Origin of the sequence: Halomarina pelagica (assembly GCF_024228315.1) — an archaeon.
Taxonomy (GTDB): Archaea; Halobacteriota; Halobacteria; order Halobacteriales; family Haloarculaceae; genus Halomarina; species Halomarina pelagica.
Window position 1 is genome coordinate 2,464,476 of sequence record NZ_CP100454.1, and the last position, 16,577, is coordinate 2,481,052.

General features: G+C 70.3%; 16 protein-coding genes. 12 read left to right on the forward strand and 4 right to left on the reverse strand.

Translation table 11 applies throughout. The features are described 5' to 3' along the window. Positions 1-45: 45 nt before the first annotated feature. Positions 46-1,164 (reverse strand): SipW-dependent-type signal peptide-containing protein, encoded by a 1,119-nt coding sequence (locus tag NKI68_RS12790; protein WP_254543488.1) that lies wholly within the window; start codon positions 1,162-1,164, stop codon positions 46-48. 349 nt (positions 1,165-1,513) lie between these two features. Between NKI68_RS12790 and NKI68_RS12795 the strand changes: the two genes are divergently transcribed. The 4 genes from NKI68_RS12795 to NKI68_RS12810 all read left to right on the forward strand — a co-directional run bounded on the left by NKI68_RS12795 (position 1,514) and on the right by NKI68_RS12810 (position 5,913). Next, on the forward strand, positions 1,514-2,053 hold the full coding sequence (locus tag NKI68_RS12795) for a DUF7344 domain-containing protein (protein WP_254543489.1): 540 nt from the start codon (positions 1,514-1,516) through the stop codon (positions 2,051-2,053). A gap of 124 nt (positions 2,054-2,177) precedes the next feature. Beyond that, positions 2,178-3,788 (forward strand): bifunctional phosphoribosylaminoimidazolecarboxamide formyltransferase/IMP cyclohydrolase, encoded by a 1,611-nt coding sequence (gene purH / locus NKI68_RS12800; protein WP_254543490.1) that lies wholly within the window; start codon positions 2,178-2,180, stop codon positions 3,786-3,788. Positions 3,789-3,878: 90 nt separating this feature from the next. After that, a complete protein-coding gene (gene pdhA / locus NKI68_RS12805; protein ID WP_254543491.1) occupies positions 3,879-4,955 on the forward strand; it encodes a pyruvate dehydrogenase (acetyl-transferring) E1 component subunit alpha in 1,077 nt (358 codons plus the stop codon). Beyond that, positions 4,945-5,913, forward strand: coding sequence for an alpha-ketoacid dehydrogenase subunit beta (locus tag NKI68_RS12810; protein ID WP_254543492.1), 969 nt, complete (start codon positions 4,945-4,947; stop codon positions 5,911-5,913). Before pdhA ends, NKI68_RS12810 begins: the two co-directional genes overlap by 11 nt. 22 nt (positions 5,914-5,935) lie before the next feature. Here the strand turns inward: NKI68_RS12810 and NKI68_RS12815 are convergent, their stop codons facing one another. Together NKI68_RS12815 and NKI68_RS12820 are read right to left on the reverse strand one after the other, a co-directional pair. Further along, positions 5,936-6,286, reverse strand: a complete 351-nt coding sequence (locus NKI68_RS12815) for a hypothetical protein (protein ID WP_254543493.1) — start codon at positions 6,284-6,286, stop codon at positions 5,936-5,938. Positions 6,287-6,430: 144 nt separating this feature from the next. Continuing rightward, complete coding sequence (locus NKI68_RS12820; RefSeq protein WP_254543494.1) at positions 6,431-6,937, reverse strand: twin-arginine translocation signal domain-containing protein; 507 nt, start codon at positions 6,935-6,937, stop codon at positions 6,431-6,433. Positions 6,938-7,270: 333 nt separating this feature from the next. On the opposite strand from NKI68_RS12820, the gene NKI68_RS12825 reads away from it, so the two are divergent. From NKI68_RS12825 to NKI68_RS12850, 6 genes are all read left to right on the forward strand, one after another. Next, positions 7,271-7,855: a hypothetical protein gene (locus tag NKI68_RS12825; RefSeq protein ID WP_254543495.1), complete on the forward strand. Its 585-nt coding sequence runs from the start codon at positions 7,271-7,273 to the stop codon at positions 7,853-7,855. A gap of 66 nt (positions 7,856-7,921) precedes the next feature. Continuing rightward, entirely contained in the window at positions 7,922-10,351 is a 2,430-nt protein-coding gene (folP, locus tag NKI68_RS12830; RefSeq protein ID WP_254543496.1) for a dihydropteroate synthase, read from the forward strand. Between the two features lie 43 nt (positions 10,352-10,394). Next, entirely contained in the window at positions 10,395-10,556 is a 162-nt protein-coding gene (locus NKI68_RS12835) for a hypothetical protein (RefSeq protein ID WP_254543497.1), read from the forward strand. 87 nt (positions 10,557-10,643) lie between these two features. Next, a complete protein-coding gene (locus NKI68_RS12840; protein ID WP_254543498.1) occupies positions 10,644-11,363 on the forward strand; it encodes an ABC transporter ATP-binding protein in 720 nt (239 codons plus the stop codon). Then, entirely contained in the window at positions 11,364-12,602 is a 1,239-nt protein-coding gene (locus NKI68_RS12845; RefSeq protein WP_254543499.1) for an ABC transporter permease, read from the forward strand. It begins immediately after the preceding gene. Between the two features lies 1 nt (position 12,603). Beyond that, the gene (locus tag NKI68_RS12850) at positions 12,604-12,951 is read left to right on the forward strand and encodes a DUF8152 family protein (RefSeq protein ID WP_254543500.1); all 348 of its coding nucleotides are present in this window, start codon (positions 12,604-12,606) and stop codon (positions 12,949-12,951) included. Here NKI68_RS12850 and NKI68_RS12855 read toward each other — a convergent pair. Continuing rightward, a complete protein-coding gene (locus NKI68_RS12855; RefSeq protein ID WP_254543501.1) occupies positions 12,948-13,925 on the reverse strand; it encodes an oxidoreductase in 978 nt (325 codons plus the stop codon). The genes NKI68_RS12850 and NKI68_RS12855 overlap by 4 nt on opposite strands. Positions 13,926-14,040: 115 nt before the next feature. Here NKI68_RS12855 and NKI68_RS12860 point away from each other — a divergent pair, with 115 nt between their 5' ends. Beyond that, positions 14,041-15,897 carry a S9 family peptidase gene (locus NKI68_RS12860; RefSeq protein WP_254543502.1) on the forward strand — a complete coding sequence of 619 codons (1,857 nt, stop codon included), beginning with the start codon at positions 14,041-14,043 and terminating at the stop codon, positions 15,895-15,897. Between the two features lie 199 nt (positions 15,898-16,096). After that, positions 16,097-16,576, forward strand: coding sequence for an NUDIX domain-containing protein (locus NKI68_RS12865; RefSeq protein ID WP_254543503.1), 480 nt, complete (start codon positions 16,097-16,099; stop codon positions 16,574-16,576). Position 16,577: the final 1 nt, after the last annotated feature.

Consider the following 16,577-nt stretch of genomic DNA (forward strand, 5'->3'; position numbering starts at 1 on the left):
CCGTCGCGGGGACGGCGGGGTGGGATAACCGCCTGGTCATCCCCGTTACTCCAGGTCGTCGCCTTCGTGCTCGCCGCTGGACGCGCCGGTTCCCGGCGTGAACATGCTGGGCGCGAGCGGGTTCCGGTTGTGGCGGTACTGCTGGAAGTGGAACCCGAACAGTACGTCGAGCTGGTCCGTCTGGACCTCGTTCCCGACGGTGTACGGGAGGTGCCAGTCGTAGCCGAAGCGAACGACGTTCTCGGGGTGCTCCTCGCCCGCCGAGTCGACGACCGGCATGAGCGGCTGGACGAGGTCCTCCGGGACCTGGGTGTTGTCGGTGTTCCCGCGCTGCGCGCCGTTGAGCAGGGTGCAGCCCCGCCCGTACTCGCCGTCGTAGGGCACGCCGAGCACCTTCGCGATGAACTGCGTCGCCCCCGGGTAGTTCCAGAGGACGGTCCCGCCCTTGAGTGGGTGTTTCGCGACCTCCGCGACGGTCTGGGGGAGGAAGGTGCACTCCTCCGCGTTGTCCCAGAACTCCGCGGTCGTGCCGTCGGCGTAGTCCCTGACGTACTCCGGATTGCACTCGTAGCGCCCCGCGTCCACGCGGTAGACGCCGGGGTTGTCGCCGTCGAAGAACGACGACCGAACGTCGGCGTCGTAGAACGGGAGGACCAGCAGGGCGTCGGCGAGTTCGCCCTCCCCCTCGCCGCGGTCGTCGGTGACGTGACCGGGTCGAGCCTGCGGGTCGTCGCTGTACGACTCGGGGTTGTTGATGCCGTTGTCGTCGTCGTTCTCGTAGCCGATACAGGACGTGACCCACGCGGGGTTCGTCTCAACGCTCAACTCGAAGACGATCGAGCCGAAGTCACCGGGCTTCAGGTCCTGTACGCTCAGCCCGACCAGCCCCTCCTCGGGCCGCGCCTGGATGCGGACGGGGTGGCCGTCGGCGAGGTCGTTGTGATCGCCCTCGTCCCCCTGGGACTGGTCTACGATCTCCCCGTTGTAGCTCGCGGACCACCGCACCGTACCGTCGAGGTCGCCCGCCGTGAACGTCGCCTTCGCCTGGGCGTCGTCGCTGAACGCCGCGTAGCTTCCGAGCCCCGCGACGGTCGACGCGACGCCGATCGTGCCGAGTCCCGCGAGCATCTTGCGCCGGGACAGTCGAATCGGTTTGTCTGACATGATGTGTCTCCGCCCGGACCTGCCGGGCTGGCAGTCCGCTCTCTCACCACCACCTTCAGCAATTACCGCTTCGCCGACCAAACGGACGGTTCGAGGCGGTAAACGGACGGTTCGGAGGGCTAATGGCTCGTTACTCTGCTCCGGAAGACGCCCCGAAACCGCAGAGAACGGCGGTTAAGCACCGTTTTAGTCGATCCGGGGGGCTCCGTGTATCAAACACCTGTCGCCCGCCGTCCGACTAATTCGACGTTCGTCGCGCTCGGCGCTGCAACGGTCGACCACGCTTACTATCCCCCGTTCTCGACACTCTCACGATGGCGGAGAACACCACGGTCGGGGAGGAGCGTCCGTGAGTCGGCGAGTCCTCGCTTCGCCGCCGCGGCTGGCGGAGACCGACATCCACGACGTGCTGCGCAACGACCGCCGCCGACACGTGATCCGCGAACTGCGCTCGCGCGTGGGGATCGTGACGCTGCGCGGGCTGGCCGAGTCCATCGCGGAGCGAGAGGCGGGCGAGTCGCCCGCGCCGCGAAACGTCCGGGACAGCGTCTACAACTCCCTCCACCAGACTCACCTGCCGAAGCTCGACGACATGGGGATCATCAGGTACGACCGGGACCGAAAGACGATCGAACTCGACGATAGCGCCCGCCGCGTCTGCCTCTACATGGAGGTCGCGACGCCCTACGGCGTCACGTGGGCACAGTACTACCGGACGCTCGCGCTCCTCGCGCTGGTCGCCGTCGTCCTCGTCGAGGTCGGCCTCGTCGCGCTCGGCGAGTCCGGCGTGCTCCTCCTCGCCTGCGGCTCTCTGCTGATCGTCGCTCTCTCCACGGCGTACCAGCTGTGGTCGAACCGGTGGATCATCCTCGGCACCCTCGTCGACTGACGCGCCCGACCGCGGACGCGACGATACACGATCGTGTGTACCTATGATGAGGGCGGAGTTCGATAATACACGTCCGTGCACTCGAACCGACACCGCTTTGAGCCTCCCCCCGGGCCTGACACACATGAAGATCGCGGGCATGGCGAGCAATCGCGGGCGCAACCTGTTGAACGTAGACGACCGAGCGCCGGGCGGCGCGTCGCTGTCGGTCGTCCTCTCGAACCGCGCCGACGCCCCCGTCCTCTCGGCGGCCGCCGAGCGCGGCGTCCCGACGGAGAGCGTCGAGCGCGAGGAGGGCGAGTCGCGCGAGTCCCACGAGCGGCGGATCCTCGACGCCCTCGCCGACTACGACGTCGACGTCGTCTGCCTCGACGGGTACATGCGCGTGCTGACGAGCGAGTTCCTCGACGCCGCGCCGCTGACGCTCAACGTCCACCCCTCCCTGCTCCCCTCGTTTCCCGGCACGAACGCCCACGAGGAGGTGCTCTCGGCGGGTGTCCGCGTCACCGGCTGCACCGTCCACGTCGTCACCGAGGAGGTCGACGCCGGCCCCGTCGTCGCCCAGGAGCCGGTCCCCGTCTACGAGGACGACACGGTCGAGACGCTCACGGAGCGCGTGCTCTACGAGGCCGAGTTCCGCGCCTACCCGCGGGCCGTGCGGGCGGTCGCGGAGGGGCGCGTCGAGGTGACCGACGACGGCGTCCGCGTCGAGGGCGACGAGGCCGGGGCGCTCCCCCGGCGACGGATCGTCGGGGACGACCGCCTCGCGTCGCTCCGCTACGGCGAGAACCCCCACCAGGACGCCGCGCTGTACGCCGACCTCACCTGCGAGGAGGCGACGGTCGTCGGCGCGCCGCAGCTGAACGAGGGCGCGAAGGCGCTGTCGTACAACAACTACAACGACGCCGACGGCGCGCTGAACCTGATCAAGGAGTTCGACGAGCCGGCCGCCGCGGTCATCAAGCACACGAACCCCGCCGGCTGCGCCACCGCCGACTCGCTCGCGGACGCCTACGAGCGGGCGCTCTCGACCGATCCGATGAGCGCCTTCGGCGGCATCGTCGCGCTCAACCGCGAGTGCGACGCCGCCACCGCCGAGCGGATCGTCGACTCGTTCAAGGAGGTCGTCGTCGCACCCGGCTACGCGGACGACGCGCTCTCCGTGCTCCGGGGGAAGAAGAACCTCCGCGTGCTCGCGGTGGGCGACCTCGACGGTCCGTCCGCCGCCGGGCGCGCGAGCGAGCGCGACCGCCGGTCCGAGCGATTCGTCGAGAAGCACGTCACCGGCGGGCGACTCGTCCAGGAGCGCGACCTGCGGACCGTCACCGCGGCCGACCTCGAGTTCGTCACCGAGCGCGAGCCGACCGAGGAGGAGGTGGCGGGGATGCTGTTCGGCTGGCGGGTGATAAAGCACGTCAAGTCGAACGCCGTCGTCTTCGCGAGGGGCACGGAGACGGTCGGCGTCGGGATGGGACAGGTCTCGCGCGTGGACGCGGTCCGCCTCGCCGGGATGAAGAGCGAGGAGCACGCCGAGGGCAAGGACGCGCGGGGTGCCGTGATGGCCTCCGACGCCTTCTTCCCGTTCCCCGACGGGATCGAGACGGCCGCCGAGTACGGGATCGAGGCGGTGATCCAGCCCGGCGGGTCGGTCAACGACGAGGACGTGATCGCCGCCTGCGACGACCTCGGCATCGCGATGGCGTTCACCGGGGTTCGGTCGTTCCGCCACGACTGACCCTCACCGCCGTCTGTAAGTCTCCGACGACACTCCCTCTCCTCCGCGAGAACAGCGTATACAACGGCGCGGACACAATTTTCGGAGACGATGCCCCGGGAATCTATCGCCGAGTTCGACGTCGAGCGCGTGCAGGTGCTGGCGGCGGACGGAACGGTGGACGAGGACCTCGAACCGGACCTCTCGGACGAACAACTCCTCGCGCTGTACGAGTCGATGAAGCGCTCGCGGGCGCTCGACGAGAAGGGCGTGGCGCTGCAGCGGCGCGGCGAGATCGGGACGTTCGCCCCGGCGGTCGGCCAGGAGGCGGCGCAGGTGGGGAGCGCGTTCGCGCTCCGGGAGGACGACTGGATGGTCCCGAGTTTCAGGGAACACCCCGCGTACCTCACCCGGGGGACGCCGATCGCGGCGATCCTCGCCTACACCGCGGGGATGGAGGAGGGGGCGATGATCCCGGAGGGGGAGCACAACATGCCCCCGTCGATCGCGGTCGGGGCGCAGGTCCCGCACGCGGCGGGGATCGGTTGGGCCCAGGAGATCACGGACGACCCCGCGGCGACGCTGGTCTACTTCGGCGACGGGGCGAGTTCCGAGGGCGACAGCTACGAGGGGATGAACTTCGCGGGGGTGTTCGACGCCCACGTAGTCTTCTTCTGTCAGAACAACCAGTACGCCATCTCGGTACCGAGAGCGCGCCAGACTGACGCCGAGACGCTGGCGCAGAAGGCCATCGCCGCCGGGATCGAGACGGTGCAGGTGGACGGAAACGACGTGCTCGGGGTCTATTCGGTCACCGCCGACGCGCTCGAGCGGGCGCGGGCGGGCGACCCGGGGATGATCGAGGCGGTCACCTACCGGCGGTCGATGCACACGACGGCGGACGACCCCTCCGTCTACCGGGACGAGACGGAGGAGGAGGCGTGGGTCGAGCGGGACCCCATCGATCGGTTCGAGCGGTACCTGACGGAGCGGGGGGTCCTCGACGACGAGCGGATCGCGGAACTGGAGAGCGAGATCGCGAGCGACACCGACGAGGCCTTCGCCGAGACGCGGGAGCTGATGGACGCCCTCGACGCGGCGGACATGTTCGAGCACGTGTACGAGGAGCTGACGCCGGACCTGGAGGCGCAGCTCGCGGCGTTCAGGAGGGCGAACGATGGCGAATAACCTGAACGTCGTCGAGGCGGTTCGACAGGGCCTCGACGAGGAGCTGGCGCGCGACGAGGGCGTGATCGTCTACGGGGAGGACGTCGGCGTGAACGGGGGCGTCTTCCGCGCGACCCAGGGGTTGCTCGAGAAGTACCCCGATCAGGTCTACGACTCGCCGCTCGCCGAGGCCGGGATCATCGGGACGGGCGTCGGACTCGCCACGTACGGACTGACGCCGGTTCCGGAGATCCAGTTCGCCGGCTTCATCGATCAGGGGTTCCACCAGCTGAAGCAGCACGTCTCCCGGCTCCGGAGCCGGTCGCGGGGGCGGTTCAACTGCCAGATGACCGTGCGCGCGCCGTACGGGGGCGGCATCCACGCGCTGGAGCACCACTCCGAGAGCTTCGAGGCGGGCTACGCCCACGTCCAGGGGATAAAGGTCGTCGTCCCCTCCACGCCCGCCGATACGAAGGGGTTGCTGACCGCCTCGATACGGGACCCCGACCCCGTCGTCTTCCTCGAACCGATGCGGATCTACCGGCGGTTCAGGGAGGACGTTCCGGAGGGGGACCACACCGTCCCCCTCGGGGAGGCGACCGTCCGTCGGGAGGGCGACGACGTCACGGTGATCAGCTGGGGGGCGATGATGTGGGAGACGCTCCGCGCGGTCGAGGACGCGGAGGCGAGCGTCGAGGCGATCGACCTCCGGACGATCTCGCCGCTCGACACCGAGACCGTCGTCGAGTCGGTCCGGAAGACCGGGCGCTGTGTCGTGGTTCACGAAGCGCCGCGGACCGCGGGCATGGCGGCGGAGGTGATCGCGCGGCTCAACGAGGAGGCGTTCCTCTACCTCGAAGCCCCGGTCGAACGCGTGACCGGGTACGACCTCCCCTTCCCGCTGTTCGCCCGCGAGGAGCGGTACATCCCCGACCGGGAACGTATACTCGGCGGCATCGAGATGGTGGTCGACTTCTGACCGTCTCGCGCCCGTCGCGCCGTCACGGGCGCTTCCGATCCGACGCCCGGGCACCGGGGCCCGCGATCCCCTCCAACCAGTGGGACAACTCGACGAACACGTCGTCGACCTCGGCACACCGTCGCTCCGCTTCGCCCAGGGGTACCTCCTCCCCGGGCTCGAAGCGGTCGGTGAACGCTCGTCGCCGGGTCGAGATCGGATGCGACGGCGAACAGCCGTCGTCGACGTGCTGACGGAAGCGGTCGTACACCCGGTACCGCTCGTCGGGGAGCAACTCGACCGCGAAGTTCGGCGCGAAGCCGTACGCCTCCCGGGACCCCCCGGGGCCAGTACCGACCCGCTCTACGGTGAACGTGTATCGTTCGCGTGCCATCCTCGCCGTAGCCACGGCCGCCCCCCGAGTCAAAGGTTCCGATACGGGTCGCCGAGTACGCGAGGGACTCTCACCGGTCGAAAAAAGCGCGATCTCGCCCCGATCGAGTCGGGAAACGCCGTGACGCCGTGACGCCGTACGCCCTTACGAGGTATTGTTGCCGCTGGTGTCGTTCCCGCTCGTCTGGTTACTGCCGCCACCGCCACCGCTGATCGGCTGTTCCTGTGCGGGGCTGTAGGTGACGTTGATGACGCCGTCCTCGTTGTTCTCGAACAGCGCGAAGCTGTCGCTCAGGCTGTACACCGTGTCCAGTTCCACCTCGGCGGACTGCGCCGGGAAGAACGGCACCGTGTCGCCCGTGCTCACGTACTCGATGAGCCGCGTGTTGAAGTCGCTGAACAGCGCGATGTCGACCTCCTCGGGGCGGTAGTCGATGACGTCCGAGACGAACCGGAACCGCTGGTTCGGATGGAAGTCGTTGGCGTACATCAGCGCCTTGAACTGGTCGCCCGACTCGTCGGGCTGGGCCGCCACGGACCCCGTTCCGGAGAGTCCGACCATCGCGGCACCGGTGGCGAGCGCGCCCTTCTTCATGAACGATCGGCGGGACGATTCGTCGAATCCGTTCTCGACAGGTTTGTCGTCACTCATTGTGATCTCTCCCACGTGCCGTGGGCGTTCGTTACGACGGCTCCCAGCCACTTAATTAGTCTTGATGTGCTGACACGAAATTGCCGGGGCTATACCAGTATCGCGACGTAGTTCGACGGAGGATACCGGTATCGATCGTCGAGTGATGTTTCATTCTACCACTACATTACCGAACCTTTTTATCAGAGGCCGGGACCAGCGTCCCCGTGCGCTGACTTCCGTCACGGGTCGTCCTGCGGTTGTGCGGCACAGCGGCCCGTGGAGCGACCGTGCCGCCTGTTCGCCCCCGGTAGCGCCTACGCTTTTGCGCCCCGGCATCGTCGTCTCCGTCGAATGCGTGCCCCGCTCGCCGTCGCCATCGGCGCGATCGCGCTCCCCTACGCGACGCTCTGGCTCAGCCGCAGCGCCCGCGTGCGGTCCGTCGCCCGCCGCCTCGATCGCACCGGCTGGCCGTCGCGGTTCGCCCTCGTAGCCGCCGCGCTGGCGATCGCCGCGCTCGGCCTCGCGGGGAGCGCGCTCGTGACGTTCCCGGTCGCGCCGGCGTGGGCGTTCGTCACGCTCGCGCTGTTCGGCTACGCGCACGTCGAACTGTTCGTCGCCGCCTGCGAACTCCGCCGCTACCCCGACGAGCGCACGCTCCACTTCGCGCTCGACGCCCCGGCGTCGTGGCCGCACACGGCGCTGCGGATCTACGCGACGTGGACGTACGTCCTGCGGACGCGCCACCCCTGGCTGGCACCGGCGTTTCTCGCCTGCGCGGTCCTGTGGGGGATAGCCCCGTACGTCGGGATTCCGACGGTGCCCGCCGTCGCGCTCGCGAGCGATAGCCTCGTGCTCTCGCTCGCCTGCACGCACGGTGCGTTCGCCGATCACCGCGAGCCCCGCGCCCGACTGGAGCCGCGCCTCGACGACGCGTGAGCGGAGCGGTCGATCGGCAGGGGACGCTTCGACAGGCTAAAGCGGCCCGCTCGGAAGCATCCGAGTATGGAGTTCTACGAGGCGGCGTCGTTCCTCTTCGACCTTCGCCGGTATCCCTCGCGGAGGGGACTCGACGCCACCCGCTCGTTGCTCTCGACGCTCGGAGATCCCCACGAGACCCTCGAGTTCGTCCAGATCGCTGGATCGAACGGAAAGGGGAGCACCGCACGCATGGTCGAGCGCGTCCTCCGCGAGGCGGGTCTCGACGTCGGTCTCTACACCTCGCCGCACCTCTCTGACGTGCGCGAGCGCGTCCGCGTGAACGGTCGAAAGGTGACGAAGGCGGCCGTCGTCGAGTTCGTCGAGGAGACGCGCGAGTCGATCCTCGACGCCGCGGGCCGCGGCGACTGCCCCACCTTCTTCGAGACGATGACGGTCCTCGCGCTCTGGGAGTTCGCCCGGCAGGACGTGGACGTGGCCGTGCTGGAGGTCGGCATCGGCGGACGGTACGACGCGACGAGCGTCGTCTCCCCCGCGGCGAGCGCGGTGACGAGCGTCGCGCTCGAACACACCGACCTGCTCGGCGAGTCGGTCGACGAGATCGCCCGCGACAAGGCACAGGTCGCCGGCGAGGGCCCGCTCGTCACCGGGACGACGGGCCGCGCGCTCGCCGCGGTGCGCGAGGCCGCGGCGGACACCGACGTGGTCACCGTCGGTGACGACGAGGCGGACGTGGTCGTCCGGTACGACGGCCGCGAGGCGCTCGAGGGACGCGTCTCGCTGACCGGCGAGGACTGGTCGGTCGACGTGCGCCTCCCGCAACTCGGCGCACACCAGGCGACGAACGCCGGCGTCGCGGCCGCCCTCGCGCGCGCGGTCGCCGACGTGGACGAGCCGACCCTCGCCCGCGGGTTGCAGAACGCCCACTGGCCGGGGCGGTTCGAGGTGATGTCCCGCGCGCCGCTGACGGTGCTCGACGGAGCGCACAACCCCGGCGGCTGTGCGAGCGTCGCCGACACGCTCGCGGAGTTCGACTACGACGACCTCCACCTCGTCTTCGGCGCGATGAGCGACAAGGACCACCCGGGGATGGCCGAGGCGCTCCCCCGGGCGGACCGCGTCTACACGTGTCGACCGGATCTCGACCGCGCGGAGACGCCCTCGGCGCTGGCGCGGGTCTTCGCGGACGAGGCGGGCGAGGTGATCGAGTCGGGCGACGTCGCGGGTGCGCTCGACGCGGCGCTCGACGCGGCCGCGATCGACGATTGCGTGCTCGTCACGGGATCGCTCTACACGGTCGCGGAGGCGCGCGAGCGGTGGACGCGCGTCGAGATCCCGAAGAGCGTGCGGAACCTCGAGCAGGCGCGGGCGATGCTCGAGGACGCCGACGTGACCGCTTCCGGCGTCTGGCGGATGCGGGGGAAGGGCGTCCACCGCGTCCTCAAGACGCGCGTCCAGCCCCGACAGGCGCGGTACCTCAGGGAGGAGATGCTGAGCCTCGGCGGCGAGTGCGCCGTCTCGGGGCTCTCCTCGCAGGACCGCGAGCCGGTCGACGTGGTGCTGATGGGCACGCTCGCCCAGCACGAGCGCCTCCGCGAGAGGCTCGACGGTCAGCCGTACGGCCTGGCGGAACTCGGCGACTCGCTCGCGGACGCGCTCGCCGTGGACGCGGACCCGAACCGCCACGGCTACCCGTGGGAGGAGCGCCCCTGCGTGATGGGCATCGTCAACGTCACCCCGGACTCGTTCCACGACGGCGGCGAGTACGACTCCGTCGAGGCGGCGGTCGCGCGGGCCGAGGCGATGGTCGAGGCGGGCGTCGACGTCCTCGACGTGGGCGGCGAGTCGACGCGCCCCGGCGCGACGCCGGTCCCTGCGGACGAGGAGATCGACCGCGTGGTTCCCGTGATCGAGCGCCTCGCGGACCTCGACGCGCTCGTCTCCGTGGACACCCGGAAGGCGTCAGTCGCCCGCGCCGCTCTGGAGGCGGGCGCGGACGTGCTCAACGACGTCTCCGGGCTGGAGGACCCCGATATGCGCCACGTCGCCGCCGAGTACGACGTCCCGATCGTCGTCATGCACAGCATCGAGGCACCGGTGGATCCCGACACGACCGTCGAGTACGACGACGTGGTGGAGGACGTCATCGACGCGCTCACCGAGCGCGTCCTCCTGGCGGAGAAGGCGGGCCTCGACCGCTCGAAGATCATCGTCGACCCCGGCATCGGCTTCGGGAAGTCCCGGCGCGAGAACTTCGAACTGCTCGGGCGCGTCGACGAGTTCCACGCCCTCGGCTGTCCGGTGCTCGTCGGCCACTCCCACAAGTCGATGTTCGACCTCGTCGGCTACGACTCGGAGGACCGACTCGCCCCGACGGTCGCGGCGACGGCGATCGCCGCCGAGCGCGGCGCGGACATCATCCGCGTCCACGACGCGCCGGAGAACGTCGCCGCCGTCCGCACGCAACTGGCGGCGACCGACCCCGATCGGTTCTGAGCCCAACTGCAACGTTTATGTTTAGGCCGCCCTAAATCGGGGCGTGAGCACTTCACGGCCCGAACGGACCGACGCCGCATCCGACCGCGAGGTCAGGGCGGTCGCCTGTCGAACGCGTCCGGAGCGGACGGTCATCATCGAGGAGGGGAACGTCGACGGGTGGCTCTCGTCGGACCGCTTCGTCGACCTCTCGCGGTACCGGTAGGGCTCTCTGGCCGTCCCCGCGGCGCGCGACGCCCCCGGTCGCCCGTACCGACGGAACCCTTATCGACGGCGCGCCCGATCCTCCGGCATGCCTACGGCGCAGGAAGCGACCGCCGAGGCCGCCGTCTCGCTCGCGGGAGTGCGGAAGGTGTACGACCGGGGGCGGCCGGTCTACGCGCTCGACGGCGTCTCGCTCGACGTTCCCCGCGGCTCCCACGTCGCCGTGATGGGGCCGAGCGGGTCCGGCAAGAGCACGCTGATGAACCTCGTCGGCTGTCTCGACACGGCGACCGAGGGGACCGTCCGCGTCGACGGTGCCGTCGTCGCCGACCTCTCGGAGCGCGGGCGGACGGCACTGCGCGGGCGGGAGATCGGGTTCGTCTTCCAGACGTTCAACCTCATGCCGAAGCTCACCGCGATCGAGAACGTCGCGCTGCCGATGATCTTCCGGGGCGTCTCCAGCGACGAGCGGGACGCCCGCGCCCACGATCTGCTCGCTCGCGTCGGCCTCGCGGACCGCACCGACCACCGCCCGAGCGAACTCTCCGGCGGCCAACGCCAGCGCGTCGCCGTCGCCCGGGCGCTCGCGAACGACCCCTCGATCCTCCTCGCCGACGAACCGACCGGGAACCTCGATTCGACGACCGGCGGGCGGATCCTCGACCTCTTCGACGACCTCCACGCCGAGGGTAACACCGTGCTGGTGGTCACCCACGAGCGGTCCGTCGCGGAGCGCGCCGAGCGCGTCGTCCACCTCCTCGACGGTCGCATAGAGCGGATCGAGGAACTCGCCGACGGGGGGACCTGAGTGGATTCCAGGGAGGCGGTCCGCATCAGCTGGCGGGCCATCCGCGGGCACGCGCTCCGCTCGTCGCTCACCACGCTCGGCGTCGTCATCGGCGTCGCCGCCGTCGTCACGTTCGTCACGCTCGGCGGCGGGCTCGAGGAGAGCATCATCGGCGACGTCGGCGGGGGCGGCGCGTCGACGATCAACGTCTGGGCGGCCGAGAGCGAGGACGGGCCGCCCGGCGCGGGCGCACAGCCGGTGTTCACCGAGCGCGACGTTCGACAGCTGCGAGGGGTGACGGGCGTCGAGGCGGTCGTCCCGCGCGGCGTCGTCCCGCTCTCGGCGATCGAGTTCCGCGGACGGACGGTCGCCCAGAGCGGCGCGGTCACCGTGACGCCCGCCTACTTCGAGGCGGAGGACTTCGAGGAGGGCCGGGCGTTCAGGAGCGGCGAGCGCGAGGTGGTGCTCAACCCCGCGGCGGCCGCGCTGTTCGAGACCAACGCCACCGTCGGCGACCGCGTGACGCTCTCGCTGGCCGACGGTCGAACGGTGAACGCGACGGTTGTCGGGATCCTCTCCACCTCACAGGGGCAGGGCGCGTTCGACGGGTTCGACGCCTCGCCGCGCGTCTACGTCCCGCCGGACCCGTTCTACTCCACGACGGTGACGAGCCCGAGGACCGGGGAACGCGAGCGCGTCTACCCGCTGCTCGTCGTCGAGGCGGCGGACCCGAAGCGAGTCGAGTCGGTTCGGCGGGGCGTCCTCGACTATCTCCGGGAGGACTCGGACGCGAGGGCGCTCGCCCCGTCCGGGTACTCCTTCAGCGCGCAGACCAACGAGCAACTGCTCGATCAACTGCGGGACATCCTCGACACGCTCACGAACTTCGTCGTCGGGGTGGCGGTCATCTCGCTCGTCGTCGGCTCGATCGGGATCGCCAACATCATGCTCGTGAGCGTCACCGAGCGGACCCGCGAGATCGGCATCATGAAGGCCGTCGGCGCGCAGAACCGCGACGTCCTCCAGCTGTTCCTCTTCGAGGCGGTCATCCTCGGGGTCGTCGGCGCGGTCCTCGGGACGGTCCTCGGCGTGCTCGCGGGGTACGTCGCGACCGTCTTCGTCGACGTCCCCTTCGTCTTCCCGTGGACGTGGACCGCGATCGCGGTCGTCGTCGGCGTGCTCGTCGGCGTGCTCGCGGGCCTCTACCCGGCGTGGAACGCCTCTCGAACCGACCCGATCGACGCCCTCCGGTACGAGTAGCGTGTCCGACGACCGTCCGCTCCTCGAACGGCTGCACGCCCACCTCGAAGCGACCGCCGACCTCCCCCTCGACCGGACGGCGAACCGCTGGCTGGGCGAGGCGGAGGCCGTCGCGGCGGACGTCGCCCGCGGGGACGCGCCGGAGGCGGCGGTCGAGCGGCGACTCGACCAGGTACGGACGCTGCTCTCGCACGTCGAGGGGACCGGCCACCCCGAGGGCGACGCGCACGTCGAGGCGGCGCGGGCGCTGCTCGACGAGCGCGACGAGCGCGACGGATCAGACGAGTCCGATGGACCCGGCGGGTCCGACGATCCCGACGACTCGGGCCGGGACGGCCGGGGGAGTTAGCGCGCCGCCCGCTCCGCCTCCTTCGCCCCCTCGAAGTCGTAGCGCACCCCGGTGAGGTTCTCGGAGGCGATCCAGAGCTGCCGGGCGGCGGTCCGGTCGTGTGACTTCGCGTTCGACTCCACCCGGTCGGGCGGCCCCCGGTACTGGAGCGGTCCCGGGCCGCGCGGCCCGTAGAACGCGCCGCCCTCGACCGGCGAGCCGGCGGCGGCGTACAGGATCGGGAGCGCCCCGCGCGCCGCCGACTGGGCGAAGAGGGCGTTCCCGAGGTCCATCAGCCGCGCCTTCAGACGACTCCCCTCCATCTCGGGGCCGGCGCGCTGGAGGCCGGTGGCGGCCCAGCCGGGGTGGGCCGCGAGGCTCAGCGCGTCGAGGTCGGCCGCCTCGAAGCGGCGCTGTAACTCGTAGGCGAACAGTAGGTTCGCGAGTTTGCTCCCGGCGTAGGCCTCGTAGCGGTCGTACGACGCCTCGTCGGGCGTATCGAGCCGCAACGTGCCGCGTCGGTGGAGGAGGCTGCTCACGGTGACGACCCGGGACGTCCCGTCGGTCGCCGCGAGGCGGTCGAGCAGCAGGCCGGTGAGCGCGAAGTGCCCGAGGTGGTTGACGCCGAACTGAAGTTCGAAGCCGTCGGCCGTCCGGCGGTACGGCGTGTGCATCACGCCCGCGTTGTCGACGAGGACGTGGAGGTCGTCGTGGGCCTCCCGGAAGGCCCGCGCGAACCCGTGCACCGAGTCGAGGTCGGCGAGGTCGAGCGTCAGGAGGTCGAGATCGAGGTCGGCGTCGGGGAACGCGGCGCGGATGCGCCGCCGCGCGCGCTCGCCGCGTTCCTCGCTCCGGCAGGCCATCGCGACGGTCGCGCCGCGACCGGCGAGTTCGCGCGTCACCTGATAACCGAGTCCGCCGTTCGCGCCCGTGACGACGACCGTCCTCCCGCTCTGGTCGGGCAGCCGATCCGCCGTCCAGCCCTTCGTAGCCATCTCGTCGGCCCTTGGCGCGGCGCGCGGATAACGCTGACCGCGTCGTCCGCGAGCGGAGGCACGGACCTCCTGTCACTCCCGAAGGGCTATCTCGCCCCCCGCCCACACTCCTCCCATGCGCGACATCGAGCGCTATCTCAACATCCGGAGCGCCTACGGCGGGTCGCTCTCCCCGTCGGGCACGCTCGCCTTCCTCATGGACACGACCGGCGTCCCGCAGGTGTGGACGCTCTCGGAACCCGAGGCGTGGCCCGAACAGCGCACCTTCTACGACGAGGCCGTCTCGTTCGTCTCCTGCTCCCCGACCCGCGAGGAGGCCGTCTTCGGCATGGACGAGGGCGGCGACGAGCGGATGCAACTGTACCTGCTCGACCTCGATCCCGATCCGACCGCCGACCCGATCGCCGGGCTGACCCTCCCGTCCGATCCGTCGTCGAACGAGTCCCGCCCGAACGACGCTCGCGCGAAGCACCGCTGGGGCGGCTGGAGTCACGACGGCGATCGGTTCGCGTTCGCCTCGAACCGCCGGGACGAGGCCGCCTTCGACGTGTACGTCCAGGGTCGCGACGAGCGCGGCGACGGGGCCGACCTCGTCCACGAGGGCGACGGCTGGCTCACCGTCGAGGGGTTCTCGCCGGACGACTCGGCGCTGATCGTCACCGAGGCCTACTCCTCGTTCGACCAGGACGTCTACGCGCTCGATCTCCCCTCGGGCGACTTCACCCACCTCACGCCTCACGAGGGGACCGTCCGCTTCCTGAGCGCGACGTGGGCACCCGACGGGGAGGGGATCTACGTCGTCACCGACCGCGACTCGGACCTGCTGTACCTCGCGCGCCTCGACCTCGACGGCACGCTCACGCCGGTCGTCGAGGACGACGAGTGGAACGTCGACGGCGTCGCCCTCGATCACGACACGGGGCGGGCCGTCTACTCGCGCAACGTCGACGGCTACACCGAGTTGACGGTCGGCGACCTCGACGGGGCGGTCTTCCGGGGCGGACGGACGCTCGACCTCCCGCCGGGCGTCGCGGGCGGGGTCAGCTTCGACGAGGGCGCGCGCTCGTTCTCGCTCACCGTCACCGGGAGCGCGGAGAACGCGAACGTCCACGTGGTCGACGTCGCCTCCGGCGAGCGCGAGCGGTGGACGCGCGCCTCGACCGCGGGGGTCCCCCGCGAGTCGTTCGTCGAACCCGAACTCGTCCGCTACGAGAGCTTCGACGGTCGCGAGATCCCGGCGTTCTTCTCCGTCCCGCGGGCGGCCAACGAGCGCGACGGCGCGGTGGGCGACGGCGTGCCCGTCGTCGTGGACGTCCACGGCGGCCCCGAGAGCCAGCGCCGCCCGTCGTTCTACGCGCTGAAGCAGTACTTCCTCCGCCGGAGCTACGCCGTCTTCGAGCCGAACGTCCGCGGATCGACCGGCTACGGGACGGCCTACACGCACCTCGACGACGTGGAGCGGCGCATGGACAGCGTCGCCGACGTCCGCGCGGGCGTCGAGTGGCTCTCGGGTCAGCCGGTCGTGGACCCCGACCGGATCGTCGCCTTCGGCGGCTCCTACGGCGGGTTCATGGTGCTCGCCGCGCTCACCGAGTACCCCGACCTCTGGGCGGCGGGCGTTGACGTCGTCGGGATCGCCAACTTCGTCACGTTCCTCGAGAACACCGGCTCCTGGCGGCGGGAACTCCGCGAGGCCGAGTACGGGTCGCTCGAGGACGACCGCGAGTTCCTCGAGTCGATCAGCCCCGTCAACACCGTCGACGCGATCCGCGCGCCGCTGTTCGTCCTCCACGGCGCGAACGATCCCCGCGTGCCCGTCGGCGAGGCCGAACAGATCGCCGAGGCAGCGCGCGAGCAGGGCGTTCCGGTCGAGACGCTGATCTTCGAGGACGAGGGCCACGGCGTCTCCAAACTCGAGAACCGGATCGAGGCCTACTCGCGCATCGTCACGTTCCTCGACGAACACGTCTGAGCGGCTAACTGTTTCGTCCCTCGTAAGGCGACCTTTTCGTGCGACCGGGACTCCGTCGGTCTCGATCGCGTCGATTAGTCCAGTGTAACACCGTTAGGATATATTTGGATTCGTCGTCGATTAAACACCCATTTGATAGCGTCTGAGGCCCTGGAAGGTCATTTGGGTTTATGTATGGTGACGTGAAAGGATCGGTCGGATGTATGCGAGTAACACCCACGAGCGCGTCTCCGAGTGTCTCCGCGCGCTCGACGGTTCGTACAGCGGGTTCGCGGTCCGACAGACGACCGTCAGCGTCCGCTCCGAGGTGTACGATCGGGTGGCCTCGCTCGCCGACGGGGGCGTCGTCGACGCCGCGATCCGCGTCCGAAACGCCGCCGACGAGGTGCTGGCCGTCCGCGAGGACGAACGGGGGTGGACCGACCCCTACGGGGTCGTTCGCCGCGACGAGACCATCGAGTCGGGCGCGCGCCGGTCGCTGCGCGAACGGACCGGCGTCGAGGCCTCGCTCGACGACCTCCTCGGGGTCACGATCGTCTGTCTGACGGACGCGAGAAGCTCGGGGAAAGAGCCGCTCTACCGGCTCTCGGCGCTCTTCGCCGGCGACCACGTCGACGGCGATCCCGGGCCGGACTGCGCGTGGCGTCCGGATCCGCCGCGCTCGATTGCCGCGATCTAGC